The sequence below is a fragment of the Microbacterium sp. PMB16 genome, assembly GCF_051294855.1.
In the GTDB taxonomy this organism is placed as follows: Bacteria; Actinomycetota; Actinomycetes; order Actinomycetales; family Microbacteriaceae; genus Microbacterium.
In genome coordinates, this window is record NZ_CP145908.1 from 116998 (window position 1) to 143104 (window position 26107).

General features: G+C 70.2%; 21 protein-coding genes and 1 other RNA gene. 3 read left to right on the forward strand and 19 right to left on the reverse strand.

Annotated features, from left to right (window positions below; genetic code table 11):
• Positions 1 to 65 precede the first annotated feature (65 nt).
• The 13 genes from V5D55_RS00630 to ffs all read right to left on the reverse strand — a co-directional run bounded on the left by V5D55_RS00630 (position 66) and on the right by ffs (position 15852).
• Complete coding sequence (locus tag V5D55_RS00630; protein ID WP_435746650.1) at positions 66 to 1346, reverse strand: aspartate kinase; 1281 nt, start codon at positions 1344 to 1346, stop codon at positions 66 to 68.
• 90 nt (positions 1347 to 1436) lie between these two features.
• Positions 1437 to 2381, reverse strand: coding sequence for a DMT family transporter (locus tag V5D55_RS00635; protein WP_435746652.1), 945 nt, complete (start codon positions 2379 to 2381; stop codon positions 1437 to 1439).
• Positions 2378 to 2971, reverse strand: coding sequence for a recombination mediator RecR (recR, locus tag V5D55_RS00640; protein WP_307380274.1), 594 nt, complete (start codon positions 2969 to 2971; stop codon positions 2378 to 2380). Before recR ends, V5D55_RS00635 begins: the two co-directional genes overlap by 4 nt.
• Positions 2971 to 5208 (reverse strand): DNA polymerase III subunit gamma and tau, encoded by a 2238-nt coding sequence (locus tag V5D55_RS00645; RefSeq protein ID WP_435746654.1) that lies wholly within the window; start codon positions 5206 to 5208, stop codon positions 2971 to 2973. The genes recR and V5D55_RS00645 overlap by 1 nt, the downstream gene beginning before the upstream one ends.
• A 45-nt stretch (positions 5209 to 5253) precedes the next feature.
• Positions 5254 to 7758, reverse strand: a complete 2505-nt coding sequence (locus V5D55_RS00650; protein WP_435746656.1) for a glycoside hydrolase family 65 protein — start codon at positions 7756 to 7758, stop codon at positions 5254 to 5256.
• Positions 7755 to 8525 (reverse strand): HAD family hydrolase, encoded by a 771-nt coding sequence (locus V5D55_RS00655; protein WP_435746658.1) that lies wholly within the window; start codon positions 8523 to 8525, stop codon positions 7755 to 7757. The genes V5D55_RS00650 and V5D55_RS00655 overlap by 4 nt, the downstream gene beginning before the upstream one ends.
• Positions 8526 to 8629: 104 nt before the next feature.
• Positions 8630 to 9850, reverse strand: a complete 1221-nt coding sequence (locus tag V5D55_RS00660; protein ID WP_435746660.1) for an acetate/propionate family kinase — start codon at positions 9848 to 9850, stop codon at positions 8630 to 8632.
• Positions 9847 to 12000: a phosphate acetyltransferase gene (gene pta / locus V5D55_RS00665; RefSeq protein WP_435746662.1), complete on the reverse strand. Its 2154-nt coding sequence runs from the start codon at positions 11998 to 12000 to the stop codon at positions 9847 to 9849. Before pta ends, V5D55_RS00660 begins: the two co-directional genes overlap by 4 nt.
• Before the next feature lie 9 nt (positions 12001 to 12009).
• A complete protein-coding gene (locus V5D55_RS00670) occupies positions 12010 to 12579 on the reverse strand; it encodes a hypothetical protein (RefSeq protein ID WP_435746664.1) in 570 nt (189 codons plus the stop codon).
• Positions 12580 to 12737: 158 nt separating this feature from the next.
• The gene (locus V5D55_RS00675; RefSeq protein WP_435746666.1) at positions 12738 to 13349 is read right to left on the reverse strand and encodes a rhomboid family intramembrane serine protease; all 612 of its coding nucleotides are present in this window, start codon (positions 13347 to 13349) and stop codon (positions 12738 to 12740) included.
• 46 nt (positions 13350 to 13395) lie between these two features.
• Positions 13396 to 14736, reverse strand: coding sequence for an FtsX-like permease family protein (locus V5D55_RS00680; protein ID WP_435746668.1), 1341 nt, complete (start codon positions 14734 to 14736; stop codon positions 13396 to 13398).
• Between the two features lie 8 nt (positions 14737 to 14744).
• Positions 14745 to 15503 carry an ABC transporter ATP-binding protein gene (locus V5D55_RS00685; RefSeq protein WP_435746670.1) on the reverse strand — a complete coding sequence of 253 codons (759 nt, stop codon included), beginning with the start codon at positions 15501 to 15503 and terminating at the stop codon, positions 14745 to 14747.
• A gap of 252 nt (positions 15504 to 15755) precedes the next feature.
• Positions 15756 to 15852: signal recognition particle sRNA small type (gene ffs, locus V5D55_RS00690), an RNA gene on the reverse strand.
• 89 nt (positions 15853 to 15941) lie between these two features.
• On the opposite strand from ffs, the gene V5D55_RS00695 reads away from it, so the two are divergent.
• From V5D55_RS00695 to V5D55_RS00705, 3 genes are read left to right on the forward strand one after another with little or no spacing between them, the layout of a single operon-like run.
• The gene (locus tag V5D55_RS00695; protein WP_435746672.1) at positions 15942 to 16931 is read left to right on the forward strand and encodes an AAA family ATPase; all 990 of its coding nucleotides are present in this window, start codon (positions 15942 to 15944) and stop codon (positions 16929 to 16931) included.
• 11 nt (positions 16932 to 16942) lie between these two features.
• Positions 16943 to 18133, forward strand: coding sequence for a DUF58 domain-containing protein (locus tag V5D55_RS00700; protein ID WP_435746674.1), 1191 nt, complete (start codon positions 16943 to 16945; stop codon positions 18131 to 18133).
• Positions 18120 to 20387: a transglutaminase TgpA family protein gene (locus tag V5D55_RS00705; RefSeq protein WP_435746676.1), complete on the forward strand. Its 2268-nt coding sequence runs from the start codon at positions 18120 to 18122 to the stop codon at positions 20385 to 20387. The genes V5D55_RS00700 and V5D55_RS00705 overlap by 14 nt, the downstream gene beginning before the upstream one ends.
• A gap of 4 nt (positions 20388 to 20391) precedes the next feature.
• On the opposite strand, the gene V5D55_RS00710 is transcribed toward V5D55_RS00705, so the two are convergent.
• From V5D55_RS00710 to mpaP, 6 genes are read right to left on the reverse strand one after another with little or no spacing between them, the layout of a single operon-like run.
• The gene (locus tag V5D55_RS00710; RefSeq protein ID WP_435746678.1) at positions 20392 to 21282 is read right to left on the reverse strand and encodes a rhodanese-related sulfurtransferase; all 891 of its coding nucleotides are present in this window, start codon (positions 21280 to 21282) and stop codon (positions 20392 to 20394) included.
• Positions 21283 to 21323: 41 nt separating this feature from the next.
• Complete coding sequence (locus tag V5D55_RS00715; protein ID WP_435746680.1) at positions 21324 to 22079, reverse strand: hypothetical protein; 756 nt, start codon at positions 22077 to 22079, stop codon at positions 21324 to 21326.
• On the reverse strand, positions 22076 to 22801 hold the full coding sequence (locus V5D55_RS00720) for a hypothetical protein (protein WP_435746682.1): 726 nt from the start codon (positions 22799 to 22801) through the stop codon (positions 22076 to 22078). The genes V5D55_RS00715 and V5D55_RS00720 overlap by 4 nt, the downstream gene beginning before the upstream one ends.
• Entirely contained in the window at positions 22794 to 23522 is a 729-nt protein-coding gene (locus V5D55_RS00725) for an ABC transporter ATP-binding protein (RefSeq protein WP_435746684.1), read from the reverse strand. Before V5D55_RS00725 ends, V5D55_RS00720 begins: the two co-directional genes overlap by 8 nt.
• Entirely contained in the window at positions 23519 to 24403 is an 885-nt protein-coding gene (locus V5D55_RS00730) for a phosphotransferase (RefSeq protein WP_435746686.1), read from the reverse strand. The genes V5D55_RS00725 and V5D55_RS00730 overlap by 4 nt, the downstream gene beginning before the upstream one ends.
• Entirely contained in the window at positions 24400 to 26100 is a 1701-nt protein-coding gene (gene mpaP / locus V5D55_RS00735; protein WP_435746688.1) for a daptide biosynthesis intramembrane metalloprotease, read from the reverse strand. The genes V5D55_RS00730 and mpaP overlap by 4 nt, the downstream gene beginning before the upstream one ends.
• Positions 26101 to 26107: the final 7 nt, after the last annotated feature.

The window sequence follows — 26107 nt, forward strand, 5'->3', positions numbered from 1 at the left end:
ACGGCACGGCCGGATTCGTGAGCGGATCGGGCGCTCGTGAGCAGATCGGGACAGAGCGGATGCCGTCAGCGTCCGGTGCCGGCGTGGACTGTCGCCTCGGCGTCGCCGTCGAGACCGTAGGCGGTGTGCACGGTGCGCGCGGCTTCGGCGAGGTCGTCGCCGCGCAGCACGACCGAGATGCGGATCTCCGACGTCGAGATCATCTCGATGTTGATGCCACCGGCCGACAGCGCCTCGAACAGCGTCGCCGAGACGCCGGAGTGCGTGCGCATGCCCGCACCGACCACCGAGAGCTTGCCGATCTGGTCATCGTGCACCAGGTTCTGGAAGCCGACTTCGGTCTGCTCGGCGGCCAGCGCCTTGAGAGCCGCCGCGGCATCGGCCTTGGGAACCGTGAACGAGATGTCGGTGCGTCCGGTCGCGGAGACGTTCTGCACGATCATGTCGACGTTGGCGCCGGACTTGGCCACGATCTTGAAGATATCGGCCGCCTTGCCCGGCACGTCGGGAACACCGGCGACGGTGATCTTGGCGTGGCTGAAGTCGGTGGCGACACCGGCGACGATGGGTTCTTCCATGACTGCTCCCTCGGCTTCGCGCGGGTTCTTCATACCCTCGCCCAGAACGTACGTGCCCTCGGCCGACGAGAACGTCGACCGAGCGTGAATCAGGACGCCGTGACGGCGTGCGTACTCGACGGCGCGGATGTACAGCACCTTCGCGCCGTTGGCCGCGAGCTCGAGCATCTCCTCCGTGGAGACGTGATCCAGCTTCTGCGCCTTCGGGACGACCCGGGGGTCGGCGGTGAAGACGCCGTCGACGTCGCTGTAGATCTCGCAGACGTCGGCATCGAGTGCCGCGGCCAGGGCGACGGCCGTCGTATCGGAGCCGCCGCGGCCCAGCGTCGTGATGTCGCGGGTGTCGCGGTTGAAGCCCTGGAACCCGGCGACGATCACGATCGCGCCCTCATCGAGCGCCTCGCGCAGACGCACGGGCGTGACATCGACGATGCGGGCCGCGCCGTGCTGGGAGTCGGTGATCATTCCGGCCTGGCTGCCCGTGAACGAGCGCGCCTCGAAGCCCATCGAGTGGATCGCCATCGCCAGCAGCGCCATCGAGATGCGCTCCCCGCTGGAGAGCAGCATGTCGAGCTCGCGTGGGGCGGGGATCGGAGCGACCTGGTTCGCGAGCTCGAGGAGCTCGTCGGTCGTGTCGCCCATGGCGCTCACGGCGACGACGACGTCGTGCCCTGCCCGTCGAGTGTCGACGATGCGCTTGGCGACGCGCTTGATGCTCTCTGCGTCGGCGACGGATGAGCCGCCGTACTTCTGCACGATGAGGGCCACGTTCACTCCCTGGGGTGTCGGGCGGATTCGCCCACGGTCATTCTACGATCGAGCCATATGCGCGGCGGCGCATGTGACGGCGCACGGTACTCAAGGAGCAGGCGGAAGCGTCGCTGCGGATGGTGTGGCGGGGAGCGAGGCGGATGCGGTGGGCCGCAGCCGTCCGCCGGTGCCGGCGAACCAGCATCCCACGATGATCAGGGGGAAGCCGATGAGCAGGCCGGGCGTGAGCGGCTCGGAGAGCACGATCGCGCCGAGGACGATCGCCACCACGGGGTTCACGTAGGTGAACAGCGGAGCGCGCACCGGCCCCACCTCACGGATGAGCGCGAAGAAGGCGAGGAAGGCGACGGCGGTGCAGATCACGGCGAGGGCGAGCAGTGCGCCGATCGACGGCAGCGTCGGCACCTCGTGCTGGGTGAGCAGGCCGATCGGAAGGTAGATGATCCCGATCATGAGCAGTGAGAGAGTGATCGTCCCCATGGAGGGGACGTCGGCGAGCTTGCGGGCAACGATGAACGGCGCGATCGCATAGAGGATGGCGACGAGCAGTACCTCACCGGCGGCGAGCAGGCTGACCTCTCCGCCGAACAGTCCTGGCCCCGCGACCACGATGGCGACGCCGATGAAGCCGACGAGCAGCCCGATGCCACGCGCCGGGCGCAGCACGCCGCGATCACCGCCCCCGAGCGCGATCAGCGCGGCGAACAGCGGCACCGTGGCGACGAGCAGTCCGGTCATGCCGGAGGGAAGCGTGATCTCGGCGTGCCCGAGGAGGACGAACGGCCCGGCCATCTCGACGAGGCCGAACGCGAGCACCCAGGGCCAGTGCTTCAGCGCGGTGCGCAGGGCGCCGCCCCGGAACGCGAACGGCAGCAGGAGGAGCGCGGCGATGAGCGTGCGACCGGCCACGATCGCGGGCGGCGACAGCGATTCGACCGCGATACTGATGAACAGGTACGGCACGCCCCACAGCAGCGCCATCGCGCCGAAGAGCAGCCAGCCGCGGCGGGAGAACCCGGCCTGCGCGTTCACAGGACGCGCCGGCCCTCGAAGGCGCGACCGAGGGTGACCTCGTCGGCGTATTCGAGGTCGCCGCCGACGGGAAGCCCCGACGCCAGGCGCGACACGGTGATCTGCATCGTGGTGAGCAGCCTGCTGAGGTAGCTGGCCGTCGCCTCGCCCTCGAGGTTCGGGTTGGTCGCCAGGATGACCTCCTGCACGGTGCCGTCGGCGAGGCGGGTCATGAGTTGAGCGATGCGCAGGTCGTCGGGACCGATGCCGGCGATCGGGCTGATCACGCCGCCGAGCACGTGATACAGGCCGCGGAACTCCCTCGTGCGCTCGATGGCCGCGACGTCTTTCGCGTCTTCGACTACGCAGATCAGCGCCTGGCTGCGCCGCGGGTCGCGGCAGATGGCGCAGCGCTCCTGCTCGGCGACGTTCCCGCAGATCTCGCAGAACCGCACACGGATGCGGACTTCGGTGAGGAGCTCGGACAGACGCGCGACATCGAACGTCGGCGTCTGGAGGATGTGGAACGCGATGCGCTGGGCGGACTTCGGTCCGATGCCGGGGAGTCGGCCGAACTCGTCGATCAGCTCTTGAACGATGCCGTCATACATCAGGAGAACCTCGTCGGGGGCTCGTAGGGCTCTTCGCGCACGAACGTCGCACCGAGCACCTGGCGGATCACGGCCTCACCGTAGCGCTGCACTCCCCCGAGAGAGGGTGCGCGCTCGGTGACGACCGGCGGCGCAGAAGACGCGCGCTGCTGCGCGGGAGCCGCCGGGGCCGGCGCTTCGTTCCGTGCGGCAGGGGTCGCCGGCGTCGGCGCGGTCGGTCCCTGGCGCGATGCGGGCGGCTCGTACGACGGGTCGTACGGAGGCTCGTCGTCGAACGAGGGCGCCTCGTCATCGCCGGGGAGCGGAGGTTCGTCGCGATCGACGATGCCGTCGGCCGGGGGCACCGGGGCGGAGGCTGCCGCCTCGACCTCTTCGGGTTCGTCGTCGACGGGGAGCGGAGCTGCCGGCGCCGGTGGTGCGCTCACAACCTCCTGGGCGGTGGGAATCGGCGCGACTGCCCACTCCGTGACAGCGGATGCCGATGCGCCACGGGCCTGCGGACGGGATGGACCCGCTGACGCAGGCTCCGATGCGGGTGCGGCGTCAGCAGTCGCCGGAGGTGCGGATGCCGCGGGCTGGCGCGGAGCACCGCCGGACGGCATCGGAGCCGGGACATACTTCACCCGGACCCCGAGCTCCTGCTCGATCGCGGTGCGCAGGTGGTCGGACGGACCGGATCCCGGCGTCGTGCCCTTGAACTTCGCCACGTCGTGCTGACTCGTGAATCCGAGGGTCAGCACCTCGCTCTCGGTCACGTACGCCAACGGCTGCACCGCGGTCGCGAGCAGCCAGGAGGTGCGGCTGATGCCCTCGAGACGCGTGAGCACCGCGGGCCACGCGGCGAGAACACTCGCGAGGGTGACCGGCCCGGTCGGCGCGGTCACTGCCGCCGGAGCGGCAGAAGCGGGAGAAGCGGGAGACGGCTCCGGAGAAGACGGCTCAGGAGAAGATGGCTCAGGAGCGTCTGCGGTCGGCACGGAATCGCTCGGCACGGAATCGGTCACGGCGGGCGCGGACTCGGCCACCGGTGCAGGGGCTGCTGCGGGAGCGGCGACCCGCTCCGGCGCCGCGCTGCGCGCCACTGCCGCCGGCTGCGCAGGAGCCTGTGCCACAGCATCCGTCGTTCCGGCGAGAACGCGCGCGACCATGAGTTCGAGGTGGAGTCGAGGCGAAGTCGCTCCGGACATGTCGTCGAGAGCCGCACTGACGACGTCGGCCGTGCGCGACAGCCGGGCCGCGCCGAATGCCGCCGCCTGGGCGCGCATGCTCTCGAGGTCGTCTTCGGCGATACCGCGGAGCACGGCGGACGCACCCGCACCGACGGCCGCGATGACGATGAGGTCGCGCAGACGCTCGAGCAGGTCGTCGACGAACCGGCGGGGATCCTGACCGGTCTGCACGACGCGGTCGATCGCCGGGAACGCGGCTGCCGCGTCACCGGCGGCGAGCGCGTCGACGATCTCGTCGAGCAGCGCGGCGTGCGTGTAGCCGAGCAGCGACACCGCGCGGGCATACGCGACGGTGACGGTCTCGGACCCTGCGGGCGCGTCGGACCCCGCGATGAGCTGATCGAGCAGTGACAGGGTGTCTCGCGGCGAGCCGCCGCCCGCGCGGACGACGAGCGGGAGAACGCCCTGCTCGACGATCACGCCCTCTTCGCCGCAGAGCTTCGCGACGTACTCGAGCATTGCGGCGGGCGGGACGAGCCGGAACGGATAGTGATGGGTGCGCGAGCGGATCGTGCCGAGCACCTTCTCGGGCTCGGTGGTCGCGAAGATGAACTTGACGTGCTCCGGTGGCTCTTCGACGAGCTTGAGCAGCGCGTTGAACCCCTGCGGGGTGACCATGTGCGCCTCGTCGAGGATGAAGATCTTGTAGCGGTCGCGGCTCGGGGCGAACGTCGCGCGCTCGCGCAGGTCGCGGGCGTCGTCGACGCCGTTGTGGCTCGCCGCATCGATCTCGACGACGTCGAGCGAGCCGCCGCCGGCGCGCGAGAGCTCGACACAGCTGTCGCACGTGCCGCACGGGGTGTCGGTCGGCCCCGCCGCGCAGTTCAGGCAGCGCGCCAGGATGCGCGCCGAGGTGGTCTTGCCGCACCCGCGCGGCCCGGAGAACAGATAGGCGTGCCCGACGCGGTCGCCGCGCAGCGCCGTCATCAGCGGATCGGTCACCTGGGACTGCCCGATCATCTCGCCGAACGTCTCGGGTCGGTAGCGGCGGTAGAGGGCTGTGGTCACCTCAACAGCCTACGGCGTGCCACTGACACTCGGCGGGTCACCCGATCAGTCGATCGGCTCGATGATCGGGATCGCCGTCGTGATGACCGGAACGGATGCCGACAGGCGCGTGCCGTCCTCGCGCAGCGCGTCCGCGAACTGCCGCAGCGTCGGACGCCCCGGGATGATTGGTCCCTGATCGGCGAGCGGTGCCACGACTGCTTCGTCGACGGTCGCGATGTACGCGGTGTCGCGCACGGTGAACGGCACCGGGGCACCGCTGCGCACGCGGACCTGCAGCTCGTCCTTGGTCAGGGTGACCTGCACGTCGGAGCCCTGCCACTGCAGCGGGAACGACAGCGATGGCCAGCCCGCAGGGAGCCGCGGATCGAAACTGAGCTCGCCGGCGTAGTCGCGCATGCCGCCGAACCCGCAGACGAGCGCCGTCCACACTCCACCGGCGGAGGCGACGTGCACGCCGTCGGCCGCGTTGTGGTGCAGATCGTGCAGGTCGACGAACAGCGACTGCTCGAAGTACCGCTGCGCGAGGTCCTGGTAGCCGACCTCCGCCGCGAGTATCGACTGCACGACGGCCGACAGGGTCGAGTCGCCCGTGGTCAGCGGATCGTAGTAGTCGAAGTCGGCCTTCTTCTCCTCGGGCGTGAAGTGGTTGCCCTGCAGGAACAGTGCGAGGACGACGTCGGCCTGCTTCAGCACCTGGAACCGGTAGATCACCAGCGGGTGGAAGTGCAGCAGCAGCGGGCGCTGGTCCGGCGGCGTCTGCGCGAGGTCCCAGACCTCGCGCTCGAGGAACAGCGAATCCTGCGGATGGATGCCGAGGGCCTCGCTGTACGGGATGAACATGGCCTCGGCGGCGCGATCCCACGCTTCGGCCTCCGCGGCTCCGAGTCCGGTGCGCTCGACGAGGCGGTTGTACTCCTCGGGGTAGGTCTCCTGGATCTCGCGCACGATCCGCGCCGCGTAGCGGAGGTTGTAGCGCGCCATCACGTTCGTGTAGAGGTTGTCGTTCACCACCGTCGTGTACTCGTCGGGACCGGTGACACCGTGGATGTGGAAGGTCTCGAGGCCGTCGCCCGGTTCTCCGACGACCCGGGACGCCCGCCAGAATCCGAGGGTCGCCCACAGACGTGCGGTCTCGATCGCGATGTCGGCGCCTTCACGGCGCAGGAACTCCTCGTCACCGGTGGCGCGCACGTACTTGCCGAGCGCGAAGCTCACGTCGGCGTTGATGTGGTACTGCGCGGTACCCGCGGCATAGTAGGCCGAGGCCTCTTCGCCGTTGATGGTGCGCCACGGGAAGAGCGCCCCCGCCTCGTTGAGCTGCGCCGCGCGGCGACGGGCCGCCGGCAGCATCTGCACGCGGGCCCGAAGGGCGTTGCGCGCCCACTGCGGAGACGTGTAGGTGAGGAACGGGAGCACGTAGATCTCGGTGTCCCAGAAGTAGTGGCCGCTGTAGCCGGAGCCGGAGACGCCCTTCGCCGGCACACCGGTGCCGTCGGCGCGAGCGGATGCCTGCGCGAGCTGCAGGAGGCACCACCGGGTCGCCTGCTGGATGTCATCGCGGCCGCCGATCTGCACGTCGCTGCGCTCCCAGAACGCGGCGAGCCACTTCTCCTGCTGCCGGAACTGGGTCTCGACGCCCTCGACGGCGACGCGGTCGAGCGAGCGACGGCAGCGGTCGACGAGTTCGCGCGGAGGCACGCCGCGCGAGGTGTGGTAGCTGACGAGCTTGGTGATCCGGATCGGGACCCCGGCCTTCGCCTGCACACGGAAGACGTTCTTGGCGATGTCCGATTCGATCAGCATCCGCGCGCTGTATTCGTTCTCGGTCTCGATGATGTGGTCCGCCACGACGGCGACGGTCATGCCGGAGTCGGCGACCTCGTACGACAGCGCGGCGCGCAGGCCGTCCTGCCAGTACTCGTCGGGCTGGAGCACGCGGTCGGCGATCTTCTCCGCCTTGCGCGGGTCGAAGCCGGCCTTCTTCTGCGCGGCGGCCGGTCGGCCGGCGTACACGTTGCCGCCGTCCTGCCGGTTGAGCAGCTGGCAGCTGACCGTCACCGGGGCGTCGGAGTTCTCGACGACGACCTCCAGACGGAGGATCGCGAGGTGCCGCTCCTCGAAGCTGACGATGCGCTCGTCGCGGATGCGCACGCGCTTGCCCGACGGGGTCTCCCAGACGACGACGCGCTCGAGGACGCCGGTGCGCATGTCGAGGGTGCGCTGGTACTCGCGCACGTCGGCCTCGTCGAACGAGATCGGCTCATCGTCGACGTAGACGCGCATGATCTTCGCGTCCGGTGCGTTGACGATCGTCTGGCCGACCTCGGCGAAGCCGTAGGCCTGCTCGGCGTGCCGGATCGGCCAGGTCTCGTGCAGCCCGTTGATGAACGTGCCGTGCTCGTGCGCGCCGCGGCCCTCGATGTGGTTGCCGCGCAGACCGAGGTAGCCGTTGCCGACGGAGAACAGCGTCTCCCCCACGCCTTCCTCGGAATAGCTCGTCTCGATGAGACGCCAGGGGTCGACGGGGAAGCGGTCGCGATCGATCATGCGGTCTCCGAGGTGTTGTCGCGGGTGTCGTTGCGGGTTTCGGGAAGGAGGGCGGCGAGGTCGTCGACGACGACGGTCGCACCGGCGGCACGCAGCGCCTCGGCGCCGGTGCCGCGGTCGACGCCGACGACGACCGCGATGCCTGCGGCAGCGGCCGAGGCGGCGCCGGACGTGGCATCTTCGACGGCGACGGCTCGCGCCGGATCGACGCCGAGGGCGACGGCACCGGCGGCGAACATGTCGGCGGCGGGCTTGGAGGCGAGTCCGTCGCGCTCGGCGACGACGCCGTCGACGACGACGGAGAAGAACGAGCGGATGCCGGAGGCGCCGAGCACCTCTTCGGCGTTCTTCGAGCTCGAGACCACGCCCATCGGGACGCCCGCGGCATGCAGGCTCTCGACGAGGGCGAGCGAGCCCGGGTACGGGGCGATCCCCTGGCCACGCAGCGATGCGGCGAAGGCGGCGTTCTTGCGGTTGCCGATGCCGCAGATCGTCTCGGCCGTCGGGTCGTCGTCCACCTCGCCCCAGGGCACCTCGACGTTGCGGCTGTGCAGCAGGCTCGCGACGCCGTCGTAGCGCTTCTTGCCGTCGACGAAGTCGTAGTAGTCGGCATCCGTGTACTCGGGCGTGATCCCCCAGCGCGCGAAGACGTCGTCGAACACGACCTTCCACGCCCGCATATGCACTTCGGCGGTCGGCGTGAGCACGCCGTCGAGGTCGAAGAGCACACCGTCGGCGTGGAACAGATCGGGCAGGGCTTCTGGCACAGGAGCCTCCAGGAGAAGGGCGATGGTGGTTCGGCACCTCTCCGTGCCACTGTGCAAGCGTAATGCGGTGCGGCATGGTGGGGTAACCCCCGGACAGCATCCGATCAGAGGAGTTCCGCGGTCTGCCGGGCGATCTGCAGTTCTTCGTTCGTCGGCACCACGAGGACGGTGACGCGGGACGCCTCGGAGGAGATTCGACGGATGCCGCGCTCCCGTGCCTCGTTGCGCGCGGGATCGATCTCGACCCCCGCGAATCCGAGGGTTGCCAGGGCATCGGCTCTGACCCGCGCCGCGTTCTCTCCGACACCCGCAGTGAAGGAGATCACGTCGACGCCGCCGAGCTGCGCGATGTACGCACCCGCATAGGCCCGCAGGCGGTGGATGTAGACGTCGAATGCGAGAGTGGCGGCCGCCTCCCCCTCCTCCACGCCGGCGAGGATGTCGCGCATGTCACTGCGGCCGGCGAGGCCGAGGAGACCGCTGCGGCTGTTGAGCAGCGCGTCGAGCTCGTCGATCGAGAGGCCGGCGCGCCGGGACAGGTGCACCAACGCCGCCGGGTCGAGATCGCCGGAGCGCGTGCCCATCACCAGGCCCTCGAGCGGCGTGAGGCCCATCGATGTCTCCACCGAGCGCCCGCCGTCGATCGCGGTCACGGACGCTCCGTTGCCGAGGTGGAAGACGATCTGTCGGAGGTCGGTGAGATCCCGCCCGAGGAACGCGGCCGCCTTCTCGCCCACGTACTGATGACTCGTGCCGTGGAACCCGTAGCGGCGCACCCGGTGCTCGGCGGCGAGCGCTGCGTCGATCGCATAGGTGTAGGCGGCGGGTGGAAGAGTCTGATGGAACGCGGTGTCGAAGACCGCGACGTGCGGCACATCCGTGAACGCGGCCTTCGCCGCGCGGATGCCGGCGAGGTTGGCGGGGTTGTGCAGCGGCGCGAGCACCGCGAGCTCGTCGATCTGCCGCTCGACGTCGGCGTCGATCCGCGTCGGGGCGAAGAAGCGGGCGCCGCCGTGCACCACGCGGTGCCCGACCGCGACCGGAGCCCGGGTCTCGAGAGACGGGCCGTGCTCGGCGAACTGCGCGAGCATCACGGTGAACGCGGCGTCATGGTCGGCCACCGGCTGCTCGCTGCGGTACGTCGCGTCGAGCATGGTCGGCACGGCATCCGCATCCGTCTCCGGCCGCACGGTGTGCGCGACCGGACTCGCGTCCTGACCGATCCGCTCGATCAGCCCGCTGGCGAGCTCGTTCTCGCTCTCGACGTCGATCAGGCTGTACTTCAGCGACGAGGACCCGCTGTTGATCACCAGGATCGCGCTCATGCGACGCCTTCCTCTCCCGCGCTCTGCGCTTTCTGCTCTGCCGCGCCCTGCGCCTGGATCGCCGTGATCGCCACGGTGTTCACGATGTCGTCGACGAGCGCGCCGCGCGACAGGTCGTTGATCGGCTTGTTGAGACCCTGGAGCACGGGCCCGATCGCGACCGCTCCCGCGGAGCGCTGCACCGCCTTGTAGGTGTTGTTGCCCGTGTTGAGGTCGGGGAACACGAACACCGTCGCCCGCCCGGCCACGGCCGAGTCGGGGAGCTTGGCCTTGGCCACGGCGGCGTCGGCTGCCGCGTCGTACTGGATCGGACCCTCCACCGGCAGCTCCGGCGCGCGCTCGCGCACCAGGGCGGTGGCGGCGCGCACCTTGTCGACGTCGGCGCCCGAGCCCGACTCCCCCGTCGAGTAGGACAGCATCGCCACCCGCGGATCGATGCCGAACTGACGGGCGGTCGCGGCGGACGAGATCGCGATGTCGGCGAGCTGCTCGCTCGTCGGATCGGGGATCACGGCGCAGTCGCCGTAGACGAGCACACGGTCGGCGAGCGCCATCAGGAACACGCTCGAGACGACGTTGACGCCCGGCTTGGTCTTGATGATCTCGAACGACGGACGGATCGTGTGCGCGGTCGTGTGCGCCGCTCCCGAGACCATGCCGTCGGCGAGGCCCAGGTGCACCATCATCGTTCCGAAATACGACACGTCGGTCACGGTGTCGGCGGCCTGCGCGAGGGTGATGCCCTTGTGCGCCCGCAGTCGGGCGTACTCCGCGGCGAAGCGCTCGACCAGCTCCGGATCGGTGGTGCTGATCACCTGGGCTGCGGCGATGTCGATGCCGAGCTCGACGGCGCGCGCCCGCACCGCTGCCTCGTCGCCGAGGATCGTGAGGTCGGCGACTTCGCGAGCGAGCAGGGTCGCCGCAGCACGGAGGATGCGGTCGTCGTCGCCCTCCGGCAGCACGATGCGCCGACGGTCGGCCCGCGCACGCTCGATGAGGCCGTACTCGAACATCAGCGGGGTGACGACGCGCGATTCGGCGAGACCGAGCTGCGTGGTGAGCTCGGTGATGTCGACGTGGGTCTGGAACAGGCCGAGTGCGCGGTCGTACCGGGCACGGGAATCGGGTGAGATGCGGCCACGGGTGCCCATCACCCGCACCGCGGTGTCGTACGTGCCGAGGTCGGTCGTGATGATCGGCACCGAGGACGAGAAGCCGTCGAGCAGCCGGACGATCGGCTCGGGCAGCGGGAACGGACCGTTGAGGATGATGCCGGCGATCCGCGGGAAGGTGCCGGACGAATCGGCGAGCAGCGCGGCGAGGAGCACTTCGGTGCGGTCGGCGGGGATCACCACGACCGCCTCCTCGGTGAGGCGCGGCAGCACGTTCACCATCGACATGCCGGCGACGACGATCGTCAGGGCCTCGCGGCCGAGCCGGTCGTCATCACCTTTGAGGAGCTTCCCGTCGACGGCGGAGAGGATGCCGCGGATCGACGGTGCGACCAGGTTCCGGTCCTCCGGGATCGTCCACACGGGTGTGCGGTCTTCCGGGAGTACGCCGGAGACCTCGGCGACGATGCCGTCGAAGGCCTCGGGGTCGGCTCTGTTCACGATCACGGCGAAGAGCTCGGCGCGCTCGGCGGAGAGCTCCGACAGCGCCAGCGCCGCGATCTGTCCGACGGCGGCGGCGGTGCGACCGGTCGTCGTTCCGAGCTGCTCGGCCTGCCGCTGCTGGTCACGGCCGCTGAGCACGAGCAGCACGGGCGCGCCGAGATTCGCGGCGATCCGGGCGTTGAATCCGAGCTCCGCGGGGCTCGCGACGTCGGTGTAGTCGCTGCCGATGATCACGACCGCGTCGCACTGCGACTCCACCGCCTTGAAGCGGGCGACGATGGTCGACAGCGCCTTCTCGGGTTCGCTGCGCACATCGTCGTAGGTGACGCCGATGCAGTCGTCGTAGTCGAGGTGGACCCCGTCATGGGCGAGGAGCAGCTCGAGGATCTCGTCGCGCTCGGTGACGGACCGGGCGATCGGTCGGAACACTCCGACCCGCGGTGTCACGCGCATCAAAGCATCGAGCACCCCGAGGGCGATCGTCGATTTTCCGGTATGGCCTTCGGCCGAGGTTACGTAGATGCTCCGCGCCACGGCTTCAGCTTAGGCGCGCCCCGCTGTGCACGTGCCGGACAGGGCATCGACGACGGCCGTCGCATCGGCCTCGAAGCGCGCGTAGTAGTCGCGGTCGGTGTTGATCTGCACCCGGTGGATCGCGTGCGAGGGCTCCATCTGCTGCCAGTCGGGCAGTCGTACGAGTCGCTCGAAGAACTTCGTCGCCGCGGTGGCCGGGTCCATCCGCTCCTCGACGCTGCCCCACCACTCCTGCTGTTGGAACAGTCCGATGCTCGTCGTCCGCGACCCGTCGGGGTTCGTGAACCCCCTCGTCTCCCAGTCGCCGTAGTCGATGTTGTGCAGGCTGTTCTCCCCCATCGCGGTCATCACGCCGAGCACCTGCCCGTCGTGTCCCAGACCGAGGGCGGATGCTGTGCGCACGATGGTCGCGGCGTTCTCGAGCTGCTCGCCGCTCCACCCCGCGATGCCCGCCTTCGGGAACGTCTGCGGGTCGTCGACGCAGATCTCCGGGTCGCGGGCGAGTCCGAGCGGGATCAGCACGAGGAGGGCGGCAGCCACGACGACCGCGCCGAAGGAGAGCAGGACCCGCTGCAGCATCCGCCGTCGCCGCAGGCGGATCGCCGCCTGGCGCCGGGAACCGGGCTTCCGGCGCGTCGCAGCGGGCCTTCTCCGCGCCGGTGGCTTCGTGTTCCGCGGCCTGCCGGCTGCTCTTCGCCGCGGCGGTGTCCCCCTCTTCGGCTTCGCGCGCCCTGCACTCACGGGGCGCGGACTTCGCGATCCGGTCGGCGGCTGCGGCCGACGAAGGCGGCGATGCCGCCGCCGATCGCCCCGAACAGGTGCCCCTGCCACGAGACGCCTGCTGCGGCGCCGAACACGCCGGCCAGCATCGAGCCGCCGTACACCGAGATGACGATCAGCGCGATCACGGCGTAGGCGATGCGGTGCGCGACCCGCCCGCGGACGAACACCCGCAGCACGACGTAGCCGAAGTAGCCGAACACGAGTCCGGAGGCCCCGACCGTGAGGGTGCCGGGCGCGTTGACGAGCCAGGTGCCGACGCCGCCCACGATCGCCGCGACAGCGGTGACGGCCCAGAATCGGCGCGTTCCTTCGACGGCGACGAGGCAGCCCAACACGAGGAACGGCACCGAGTTGGCAATCAAGTGCTGCCAGTTCGCGTGCAGGAGGGGGCCGAAGACGATGCCACCAAGCCCCTCGACGTCCCACGACCGCAGACCGAAGCCGGTGAACGAACCCGGGAGGATCGCGTCGAGGAGCTGGACGAGCCACATGACGGCCAGCAGAACGATCGGCGAGACGAATCGGCCGAGCGCGGTCGGCGTGGTCCTGGCTGGTGGGGTTGTCACCTCACGATTGTCGCAGGCGCCGCGCTTCCCCGGCTGAGCGTGGAGGTCAGGCCACCAGGATCCGGGCGCTGTTCTTGCGCTGCGACGCGAAGGTCGGTAGGAGCGTCGCGATGAGGTTGGTCGCGAGGACGAAGGCGAGGATGTGGATCATCGGCACCCACGAGATCCGGACGATCGGCCCGCCGGTGGCGGAGATGATCGACGGCTGGAGTGCCGCGATGGTCGCGAGGACGCAGACGAGTCCGATGAGTGCGCCGGTGACGACGACGATCACCGCCTCGAAGATCGCCTGGAGGAACTGCTGCGCGGGTGTCGCACCCGCCAGCGCGCTGAGTGCGATCTCGCGCTCTCGCTGCTGACCGGTCATGAACACCATCACGGCCGCCGCGGAGAGAGACACCAGGAGCGGCAGACCGATGAGCAGGATCATCGCGAACAGAGGAAAACTGCCTTGGGCGTTGTGAACCGCCGCGACCGTCTCCACACACGAGTAGAGCCCGACCACGAGGATGAAGGCGATCGCCACCGGAACCACGGACGAGATCGCCCGGGCCGTCGAGGTGAGCAGCGTGCGGCGAGCCAGCAGCCAGCATGCTGATCGGGCTGGCGGGACGAGAGCGGTCCACGCGCGCATCACCGGGATCACCACGATCGGACCCGCCGCGGACACGGCGGCGAGCAGCAGCAGCATGACGAAGATCAGGAGGCCGAACGAGGAGGTGGGCTTCTTCGCCTGCAGGATCAGCGCGACGAGACCGCCGACCGCCGCCAGGATCAGTGCGGTGGTGATCCACCGGCCGACCGTCATCCGCTGGTCGCGGAATCCCACCGCGCGGAGAGCGTCGAGCGCCTGCACCTTCCGGATCTCACGATTCAACATGCGAGCAGAGACCACCACCGTGAGCAGTCCGGCGCCGAGGCCCCAGAGCACTCCCGCGGGCAGCGATTCCCGTGTCATCTGCGGGGTGGAGAGACCGTTCGCCGCGACGTAGTCGATGACTCCACCGATGCTCGCCAGACCGAGCAGCCCGCCGATGACGGACGCGATGACGCCGATCGTGAGGAGCTGCAGCGTCACGATCCCGCTCACCTGCCGGTCGGTCATCCCGGCGAGTTGCCAGAGCGCCAGGAGCCGACGCCGTTGGTAGACGACGAGGCTCGTGATGCTCCGGATGCTGCCGATGATGGTCAGCGCGAGGATGAAGCCACATGTGCCGGCGGCGGAGCTCAGCGCCTTCGCGAGATCCCGCGTCGCAGGAACATCCTGGTTCGAGAAACCGTGCGCCATGATCGCGCCCATCCAGCCGGCGATGAGCTGCGTGAGCGCGATCAGCAGCAGCGCCCCCACCCAGATGCGCCAGGAATGGCGGAGGTCTGAGAGGACCAAGCGCCGCATCAGGCCGCACCGCGGAGGGCGGCCAGCGCGAGGGCGACGGACTCCGGGCTGGGATCGAGGAGCTCACCGTGCACCGCGCCGTCGCGCAGGAAGACGACCCGGTGGCAGCGGGAAGCCGCTACCGGATCGTGGGTCGCCATGACCACGCACTGGCCGTGGCGTTCCGGGACGCGAGCGAGCAGGTCGAGGACAGCCTCACCGGTGTGGGAATCGAGCGCTCCCGTCGGCTCGTCGGCGAAGACGATCTGCGGTTCGGCGGCGATCACGCGCGCGATGGCCACGCGCTGCTGCTGCCCACCGGACAGCTGCGACGGCACGGCCGTGAGCTTGTCGCCCAATCCCACCTCGGCCAGCACGGATCGGATGTGCGCGCGGTCGACGCGGCGCCCGGCCAACCGGTGCGGCAGCGCGACGTTCTCGAACACGGAGAGCGAGGGGATGAGGTTGTACGCCTGGAAGATGAAGCCGACGTGGTCGCGGCGGAACTTCGCGATGCTGCGGCGGTCGAGGGTCGCGATGTCCGCGCCGAGCAGCGTGGACTTCCCGCTCGTCGGCTGCTCGAGGCCGGCCAGGCAGTACAGCAGCGTGGATTTGCCCGAGCCCGACTGCCCCATCAGCGCGGTCATCGTGCCCGCCTCGAATGCGAGGTCGACACCGCGCAGGGCGACCGTGGGTGTCGCCTGAGCGCTGGTCTGATAGGTCTTGGCGATCGCGTGCGCCACGACGGGGGCGGAGACGATGGGGGCGGAATTGTTCACGGGGCCTCGAGACGGTCGGAATGAGCCGACGTCGGCACCGCACAAAGTTAGCCGACCGAGGTCGCTCAGACGGCGCCCTCGAGCGATATGCCGGAACACAATCCAGACGGCGTGCGCGAGGCGACTCCGGGCGTGGGAAATGACCGTTCTCTCCCTGCGGCCGACCGGGCTGGTTCGCTCGGACCGCACGCTCAAGAACGAGGAGTCACGGGAGCCACGGACGAAGAGTCGCTTCGCCACTCAGAGGGCAAAGAAAATGACCCTCCGCGCACCCAGCAGAGCCCGGTTACCCTTGCTGCGTTTCCGCCCTGGGGGAATTGGCCTGGATGCCGCCACGCGGAGAGCCGTCGACAAGTCTAGCCGATGCCGGGTGCGCTGCTGTCCGATCGGGTTACGATCGATTCACGCGCACCGATGCGCCCACGCGAGAGGGAACGCATGCCAGAGAACGCCCCCCTGATCACGGCGACGATCGACGCCGAGCAGTTCGCCGAGCAGACCTCGGCGATCCTCGCCTCGATTGCGCAGGTGATCGACGGGAAGCCGGATGCCGTGCGCAGCGCCCTCGTCTGCCTGCTGGCCGAGGGCCATCTGCTGATCGAAGACGTTCCCGGCGTCGGCAAGACCATGCTCGCCCGCGCCCTCGCCGCCAGCGTGGATGCCACAGTGCGCCGCATCCAGTTCACCCCCGACCTGCTCCCCGGCGACGTCACCGGGGTCTCGGTCTACAACCCCGTCGACCGCGAGTTCGAGTTCAAGCGCGGCGCGATCTTCGCGCACATCGTGATCGCCGACGAGATCAACCGCTCCTCCCCGAAGACGCAGTCCGCTCTGCTCGAGGCCATGGAAGAGGGCCAGGTCACGGTCGACGGCGCGACGCATCGACTGCCGCGACCGTTCCTCGTCGTCGCGACGCAGAATCCGCTCGAGATGGAGGGCACCTACGCCCTGCCCGAAGCGCAGCGCGACCGCTTCATGATGCGCATCTCGATGGGCTATCCGGATGCCGCCGCAGAAGCGCTCATGCTCCGCCAGCGTGACGTCGTCAACCCGCTCGCCGCCGTGACACCCGTCGCCGACGCAGCATCCATCTCGCAACTCATCGCCTGGGCACGCGCGGTCCATGTCGCACCCGCGCTCGAGGAGTATGCCGTCGCGCTCGCGCACGCCACCCGCTCCGACCCGAACCTGCACCTGGGCGCGAGTCCGCGCGCCACGCTCCAGCTGATCCGATCCGCCAAGGTGTGGGCGGCGCTCGACGGACGCGACTTCGTCATCCCGGATGACATCACCGCTCTCCTGATCCCCGTCCTGGCGCATCGCCTGCTCCCCGCTCGCGGGGCGCATCGCGCGGGCGCGCAGCCCGTCGAGGCGGCGCTCACCCAGATCGTCGAACGCGTGCGCGTGCCCGTCGCGACGCGCTCCTGACCGGATACGACATGCGCCGCCGCCGAACCCTCACCGCCCGCGGTGCCGGCGCGCTCATCGCCGCTCTCGGCTGCATGATCGCCGCGAACCTCGTCGGTGCCCGAATCCTGCTCTACATCGGGCTCCTTCTCGCGCTCCTCACCCTGTTCTCGGTGATCGCGGTCCGCTCGCCGCGACGGTCGGGAACAGTGACCCGGCAGATCTCCACCGATCTGCTCACCGTGTCCGAGACGTCGCGCGTCACGGTGCGGTTCACGCTGCGCGCGCTGCGGGTGCCCCGCGGGCTCTGGTACGACGTGCTCCCGGAGGCTGTCTCCGGCGACTCCGGCGGCGAGTACCCGCCCGAGACCGGACAGCTCAGCTACCCGATCACCGGTGTGCGCCGGGGCGTCTGGTCGCTCGGCCCGCTGATGCTCCGCACCGTCGACCCGTTCGGCCTGGCACAGCGGGAACAGTCGTTCGGCGACTCCCGGAGCATCACGGTCGTGCCCGAGATCTTCACGCTCGCGCCTCTCGCCGTACGGGTGGGCGCGGCCGGCGGCACCGCGCACACCTCGTCCGCCCGGCTCGGCCAGGGCAGCGACAACCTCTCGCCGCGCGGCTACATCCCCGGCGATTCGATGCGCCGCATTCACTGGCGCGCGACCGCGCACCGCGGGCAGCTGATGGTGCGTCAGGAGGAAGAGGAATCCAGCCCCGACGCCGTGGTCGTCATCGATCGCAGCAGTCGCCGCTGGGACGTCGCGGGCAGCGAGGCCGACCCCGCCTTCGAGGCCGCGGTGTCGCTGTGCGCGTCGTCGGCCGTCCACCTCGCCGCCGAGGGCTACAGCGTCGACGTGCTCGACAGCGCCGGCACTCTGCTGGGCACGCTGCGCGGCCATGAAGACGACCGGGACAGCCTGCTCGTCGCCCTCGCGATGGTCGCTCCCCGCGGCGAGAGCAGAGACCTGGCGTCGCTCATCGGCGGTACGCCCCCTGGCCCTCTCGTGTACATCACCGGGCAGCTCGACGAGGAGGATGCGGCGCTGCTGCGCCCCTCCGGCGCTGCCGCCGCGATGCTGTTCATCGCCGACCCTCTCCCCGGCGCCGCCGAAGCCGCCGCCCAGCACGGCTGGACCGTGACCGAGCTCGGAACCGAGGTCGCCGAGGCCTGGGAGGATGCGGTCTCCGCCCGGATCGGAGTCGGCGATGTTCCGAGCTGAACGTTCCCCGGCCGTAGCGGCCGCGGCCGCCCGCGGGGTTCCTCGCTGGCACCGCGACCACGACGACCCCACCGGCGTCATCGCCCCAGGGGTGCTGGCCGCGGCGGCCGGCTTCGTCGCGCTGTGGCCGTACACCTCGGTCATCCAGCCGGGTGCGTGGTCGTTCACCGTCGTCGCCGTGGTCGTCGCCATCGCGGGCACCGGGATGCTGATGCGCCGACTGCTGGGCAGCTGGCGACCGTGGCTCCGGGGCCTCGTCGCCTTCGTCGCGCAGGTCGCCGTCGCCGTCGCGGTCGTGACGCAGCTCATCGCCGGCGACACCGCGATCTTCGGCATCATCCCCACGCCGTCGACGGTGTCTCTGTTCGGGGGGCTCGGGGCGGCGGTCTGGGACGAGATCGCCTTCGGCACCGCGCCGCTCGACCCGTCCCCCGGCCTCGCCGCGGCGATGGGAGTCGGGTTCGCGGTCGTCGCGATCGCCCTGGACCATCTCGTCGCCGACCGGGCCGCCGTGCTCGCGACGGTCCTGACGGCCGTGATCGGCGCCGTGCCGATGATCGTCACGCTGGGTGATGCGAACGTCGTCTGGTTCGTGCTGCTCGGCGCGCTCACACTCATCCTGTTCCGGTTCACCGCGCGGCGGCATCCGCTCTCCCCGCGACGATCATCGACCTCGCTGGCCGTGACCGTGGGGGCGGCGGCCGTGGTGGGGGCCATCGCGATCGCGCCCGTGCTGCCGGTGGCGGCGAATCTCGCTGGGACGGGCATCGGGGTGACCGTGGACGCGTCGCTGCGCCTCGGCGACGACCTTCGTCAGCCGAATCCCGTCGAGGTGCTGACCGTCGCGACGAAGGGCGAGATCGCGCCCTATCTCCGTCTGACGACGCTGTCACGGTTCGACGGTCGGGTCTGGCAGCCGGACCGCGGCGACCTGCAGTCGCAGGCGGACGGATTCGGCGACGCGGACTGGTCGGCAGACATCGCGACGGAGGACGCCAACACGTCCATCCGGATTCTGCGGATGTCGAGTTCCTGGCTGCCTCTCCCGTACCCGGCCACCAGCGTGCAGGGACTCAGCGGCGCCTGGCGCGTCGCGACGGACAACCGTACGCTCGTGTCGCGCAGCGCGGATGCTGCGGGCAACGACTACACGGTCAGCTCGACGCGGGTACAGCCCACGCTCGAGCAGATCCGTGCTCTCAACGCCGCGCCGCCCATCGACGACCCCGAGGAAGAGCCGGTCGAGCTCCCCGAGATCATCGGGACTCTGGCCGACGACGTGACGGCGGCGGCGAGCACCGACTACGACCGGCTCATCGCGTTGCAGAACTGGTTCCGCTCGGAGTTCGCCTACTCCCTCGAGACTCCGGTCGACGAGGGGTTCGACGGCACCGGCGCTGAGGCCGTCGCGGAGTTCCTCGACGAACGGTCGGGCTACTGCGTGCACTTCGCCGGAGCGTTCGCGCTGATGGCGGAGAGCCTCGGCATGCAGGCCCGCATCGTCGTCGGATACCTCCCCGGGTCGCTCACCGAGGAGAAGCGCGGCGAGGAATCCGTGTTCTCCGTCTCGAGCGATCAGCTGCATTCGTGGCCCGAGGTGCTCTTTCCCGGCGTGGGGTGGATTCCATTCGAGCCGACCGCCTCGCTCGGCGTACCGACCGCGTTCGAGGCGGGAGCCGTCGACGGCGGCGGTCCCGGCGGTCCTTCCACTCCGGCACCCACCACGGCGCCGGAAGTCGAGGAGACGACCGACCCGGAGATCGACCGCGGCGATGCCGGCGAGAACGCGGGGACGACGGGCGAGCTGCGCCGCCTCGATCCGACGCCGGTGGTGCTCACGGTCGCGGGTGTCCTGGTGGTACTGCTCCTGCCAGCGCTCATCCGTCGCGTCGAACGCACGATCCGTCTGCGCCGCGCACGAGCCGGTGACGCGGCCGCCGCCTGGGCCGAACTGCGTGACACGCTGCTGGATCTTCAGCTGCCGGTGTCCGACGCCGACACCCCGCGGGAGCGGGGAGCGGAGCTGGTACGCGAGAACGACGTGGGTGCTGCGGTGATGCGTGAGCTGACGGATGCCGTGGAACGCGCGAACTACGCGCGTGGTGACGCGGATGCGGGCGATCTCTCCGAACCGCTGCGGGTCGTGCTGGGGCGACTGCAGCGCAGCGTCGACGGACCGACCCGGACGCGTGCCGTGCTTCTCCCGCGCTCGCTGTTCGTGACGCGCGGATCGGATGCCGCGCTGACGGCCTGATGCGTCAGGCGGCGTGCACGGCGCAGGGAAGGGAATCGCAGTCGTCGCACACGACGAACTGGGCGCGGCAGGAAGGGTCGGGGCAGTTCGCCGTGCGCTTGGTCGCGGCACCGCATCCGACGCATTCGCCGACGACCTGCGCGTGGTCCGAGAAGTCGACGGAGCCGCGCCCGTCGAAGACGTAGAGCGAACCCTCCCACAGCCCCTCGTCACCGTACTTCTCGCCGTAGCGCACGATCCCGCCCTCGAGCTGGTACACCTCACCGAACCCGCGCGCGGTCATCAGACTGGAGAGCACCTCGCAGCGGATGCCGCCCGTGCAGTAGGTGACGACGGGTTTTCCCTTGAGATCGTCGTACTGACCCGAGTCGAGCAGCTGGACGAAGTCCCTGGTGGTCTCGGTGTCGGGCACGACCGCGCCGCGGAACCGCCCGATCTGCGCTTCGAGCGCATTGCGTCCATCGAAGAAGACGACGTCGTCGCCGCGTTCATCGATGAGATCGTGCAGTGCTTCCGGCGTCAGCCTCGTGCCGCCACCCACGACCCCGTGCTCGTCGACCCGCAGCTCGCCCGGGGCTCCGAAGGAGACGATCTCGTCGCGCACCTTGACGCTGAGCTTCGGGAAGTCGACGCTCCGCCCCTCGGCATCGAGGCCCGTGCCCTCGCTCCACTTGATGTCCGCATCCTTGAAGGCGGGGTAGGAGCGGAAGGAACGTGCCCACTTCTTCACGGCGCGGACATCGCCGCCGAGCGTGCCGTTGACCCCGTCCTTCGAGATGAGCATCCGTCCGCGCAGGCCCAGCGCCTCACCGAGGTCGCGCTGCCAGAGCCGGATGGCCTCGGGGTCGGCGAGCGGGGTGAAGGCGTAGAACAGGACGATCTTGGGGGTTGCCACCTGGAGATTTTACGCTCCCTTCGCCCCGCGTCCGGTTGCGGTCACAGTCGATCGCGTCGCCGGAGCACGATCACAGCCACCACGGCGAGCGCCACGAGCCACACCAGCGACACCGCGATTCCCTCTCCCGTACCGACTCGCTTCGCGCCACTCACCCCCGCCGCCGCGAGCAATGCCGGCAGCGGGAGCACGGCTGCGACGTCCGGAAGGAGGTCGACGAGCACGAGCGCCGGCATCAGCGTTGCCGGCACGACGAAGAGCACCAGGATCGGGCTGCGGATCAGGATGCCGACGAGGTAGCCCCACAGCCCGGCCCCGGCGGTCGCCGCTGTCGCGGTCATCGCCGTGGTCAGCGTCAGCAGGGGTGCTCCCGACAGGGTGAGGAAGACCGTCTGCACGACCGCGACGCCGAACGCGCCGAAGAACGCGGACGCGATCGCGCTGGACGCCGCGCGCGATGCGAAGGACAGGATCGGCGAAGTGAAGACCTGCTCCCGTGCGAGCACCCCGGCTCGGTCGGCGAGCGTGATCCCCAGCGCGCCCAGAACGGCGGCGATCATGAGGAGCCCGCCGAACAGCGATTCCCGCAACCCCGCTCCAACGATGTCGATGACCGCGGGCGGCGCCGAGCGCAGGTCGGTCGGCAGCGAGGCGGCCAGCGACAGCGCGGAGAGCAGAGCGAGGGGCAGGAACGCCCAGGGCAGGAAGTCACCGCGCAGCCGTCGCCACTCGGCGGCGAAAGCCCGTGCGGCGGGGGCACGACGGATCGCGGGCACCCTCCGGTCGATCACGGTCACCGCTCGCGCCGGCGGACGATCACCACGGCGAGCGCGGCAGTGCCGGCCACCCAGGCGACGAGGACGAGCGCACTCCCCCACCATGGCAGGAGGCCGTCGATCGGGGCGCCGGTGACGCCGGCGAAGGCTCCGACCGGGAGGAAACGCTCGACCATGGGAAGGGTGAACAACAGCGGGAGCTCGATCATGAGAGGAATCAGCAGGACCACGCCGGAGACGGCGTAGTAGTTGCGGACGACCCAGCCCAGCGAGGTGCCGATCGCCGCCCCGCAGACGGCTGCGAAGAGGGAGCCGAGCAGGATCGCCCAGAACGCCGCGTCGAGCTGCAGCTGCCTTCCGTGCCAGGCGAGCACGACCGCACTCACGCCTGCCCAGATGGCACCACCCAGCACGCAGAGCAGGACGCTCGTGATCGCACTGGCGGCGAGCTTGGACACCAAGACCCGGCGTACCGAGGTGATCACGAGCGATCGCGGCATCGACCGGTAGTAGTGCTCGCGGGAGACGGAGTAGCTGCCCAGGTACATGGCGACGACGCCGATCGACGCGATCAGCCCGAAGACGATGCGGGTGGCGGTTCCGTCGTCGAGCTGCCGCACGCCCTCGACCGGCGGACCGACGGTGAGCATCAGCGAAGGGATGAGGAGGGCGAACGACGCGACGCCGAGCATCGCGAGCCCGCTGAAACTGCGGAGGAGTTCGCTCTTGAGCACGTCAGACACGGAGGGATCCTCCCTCGGCACCGTCGATGAGCTGGAAGTAGCCCTCCTCCAGGGTGGCCGCTCCCCCGGAGGTGAGCGATGCGAGCGGCCCGTGGAACAGCATGGTCCGACGCATGACGACGACCTCGTCGACCGTCTGTTCGAGCTCCGCGAGCTGATGACTGGAGACCAGCACCGTGCCGCCGCGGGCGGCGAATGCGCGGATGAATCCCCGAAGCCACCGGATTCCGCTGGGATCGAGTCCGTTCGCCGGTTCGTCCAGCACGAGCAGCTCGGGTTCGCCGAGCAGCGCGGTCGCCAATCCGAGCCTCTGCCGCATGCCTGTCGAGAACCGGTGCACCCGCTTCCCGGCGTGTGCGGCGAGATCGACCTGCTCGAGCACGGCGTCGACACGCGAGCGCGGCACGCCCGCCGCGAGCCGATAGATGTCGAGGTGGCGGCGGGCGGTGATCCCCGTCTCGAAACCCAGACCGTCCATGTGCACGCCGACGCGCTGGGCGGGGGCGGGAAGTGCGGCGAACGGCTCGCCGAACACCGTCGCCGAACCCGAGGTCGGGCGCAGCAGTCCGACCAGACCCCGCATCGCCGTGCTCTTGCCGGCGCCGTTCGGCCCGAGCAGGCCGACCACCGAACCGCTCTCCACCGTGAAGCTCAGATCTCTCACGACGGCATCGCCGCCATAGCTCTTGCTGAATCCTTCGAAGCTGACGACCGCTGTCATGAGTTCACTCCTTGCGTGAGAGGTCGGGTGGGGCGGGTGCGACCGAGCAGGCGGTCGGCGTGGCGATGGATCGGCGCCACGAGCTCGGGATGCTCCCCGCCGTCGGCGCGGGTGAGCAGCTTGGTGAGGACGTACAGCTGGGCGACGACGCCGTCCTCTGTCTCGAGGTCGTGGCGGAAGCGGCGTGCGATCTCCTCCGCGACCTCGGGGATCGCCAAGGAGTGACAGAGCAGGAAGGCCGCGTCGTACCCGCGCGGTGCGAGGCCCCAGGCTTCCCAGTCGACGATCCCGAAGGGCGCGGTGTGCAGGTTGTTCCAGTGGAGATCACCATGGCTCGCCCGCCATCGGCGCGGGTCGGTGCGGAGCTCGTGCCCGAAGAAGACGAAGATCCGACGGCAGACCCCGTCGGGGTCGACGGCCGTCCGCGTGGTCGGCGTGCGCGCGACCAAGTGCAGGTTGTGTCGCAGATCCGTCCACCAGGCGCCGTCCACCGACGGCGCGGCACGCAGCTCCGGGGTCGCCGACACGGGTGTTCCGGTGGCCAGGGTCATGAGCTCCGCGCGCGTCACGACGGGCCCATCCCCTCGCTCGCTGACTTCGATTACGGTCGGCTTCGCGACCGATCTGATCTCGCCGGCATCCCGGTTCCCCGTCCACCAGTGGCCCCGCGCCCACTCGGCTCGGGACCAGACGACGCGGAGCCAGAGCCGGGAGTCGCCGCGTTCGACCACACAGCCGATGGAGCGGTCGCGCCACCCGAACACGGCGTCATCGACAACGCGGGCGCCGAGTTCTGCGACGGCGCGGGTCAGTGCGCGGCGCAGCATCCGGCGCACCTCGGACTCGGTCTCGTCGGGCGCGGGGGTCATGGCGGGGGTCATCGCGCTGCCTCCGATCCGAGCGCGCCGATCGGGCGGGCGAGGAATGTCTGCCACAGCCACGCGCCGACGCCGATCGACTCGGATTGCGCGTAGCGAGCGCGACCGAACGCCGGGAGCGTCGAGAGGTTCTCGACGTCGACCGCTGCCGTCGACCATGCCGTCGCCGTGAGAGCGGATTCCGACAGCGGCACGAGCGCCGCGAGATCGACGACATCGCGCTGCGCACCGCTGTCTCCGACGACCGCACTGCCGAGAGACTGCGGCAGCAGCATGCCGCCGGTCTCCAGCTCGACCACCGTTCCCGCCGACGGCAGCTGCGCCCCGCTGCCCGCGACGAGCCGCACGCCGTCATCGTCGACCGCGAAGCCGATGTGCTGGGTGGGATGCAACGGGATCAGGAAGAGCACCGCGCCGGCGACGGCCGCCCCCACGACGACGGTGACCGAGGCCTGCCGCCAGTCCGGGCGCGCTGACCTGAGCTTTCGCAGAAGACGGAACGCCCCGACGACGGCCACTCCCGCGACCAGGGTCAGCGTCGCCAGATACGCCAGGGCCGGCGCGATGCCGAGCCCGGCCATCGAGATCGAGTAGCGGTAGAGAATGAACGCGACCAGTCCGACCGGGAACAGGCGGCAGACGAGTCCGTACGCCACGAACCAGCCCCACCGGGATCCGCGCTCCGTCTCGGGAGGTCCTTCGGCGCGGATGCCGAGGAGTGCTGCGCCTGTCGCCCGCGCGGCGGCATCCATCGCATCTCGGCGCAGGTGCGGGTGATCGAGGGCGGACATCAGCGCGAGGTATCCGTCCAACTGCACGAACGGGAGGAGGTTGAGGACGCCGATGACCAGACAGGACAGCGAGTACAGCACGAGGCCCGCGTGCAGTTGCGCATCGGAGACGAACCGTGCGGCGATGACGCCCGCCGCGGCGAGGAGCAGGTGCACGGCCGGCCCGGCGAGCGCGACGATCACCCTCTCGCGGCGTCGGGAGAGGCGCCACCCGTCCGTGACGTCGCAGAAGAAGGCGGGAGCCAGGTAGAACAGCATCGCGCCGATCCGCCGCGGCGATCCGCCGAAGCGGCTGAGCGCTGCCCCGTGCCCGCACTCGTGCACGAGGGTGGTGAGCACGATCGCGGCGACGAGCCAGATGAGCACGGGCAGGGGCAACGGGCGCTGAAGCACGCCGATCAGGTCTCCCCACCCCAGAACCGCGGCGATGACCCCGCCGAGTACCACGGCGAGCGCGACCAGCAGCCCCGGGGCACCGAGGGCGAGACGGCTCAGGGGGCGCAGGGCCGCGAAGAGCGCCCGCGGGTCGCCGAAGCTGAGCTGCACCGTGAGCGGCGGCCGGAATCGCAGCGGCGAGCGTCGGCGCGCTCTGGCCGTCCGTTCGTGAACGGCACCGACGCGCGCCAGCATCCCGGCATCGGCCAGGTGCCGAGCGACGCGGTCGATGTCGGCGGAGGTCCAGGGTTGGCCCAGGTCTGCCGCGATCTCGTCGACGGTCGCCGCGCCGGTGAACCGCTGGGCGACCGTGGCGACGGGGGCGGACACTCGGGCCTTCGGCACACCGTCGTGAGCGATGATCCAGGCACCGTCGTCGTCGAGCGGGGCATCGACGGTGACGAGGGGCGCGAGGGCGGGGCGCGCGGGATCCGGAGCCGGCGACGTGGCGCGAGGACTGCGGTTGTCGGTCAAAGTCTCG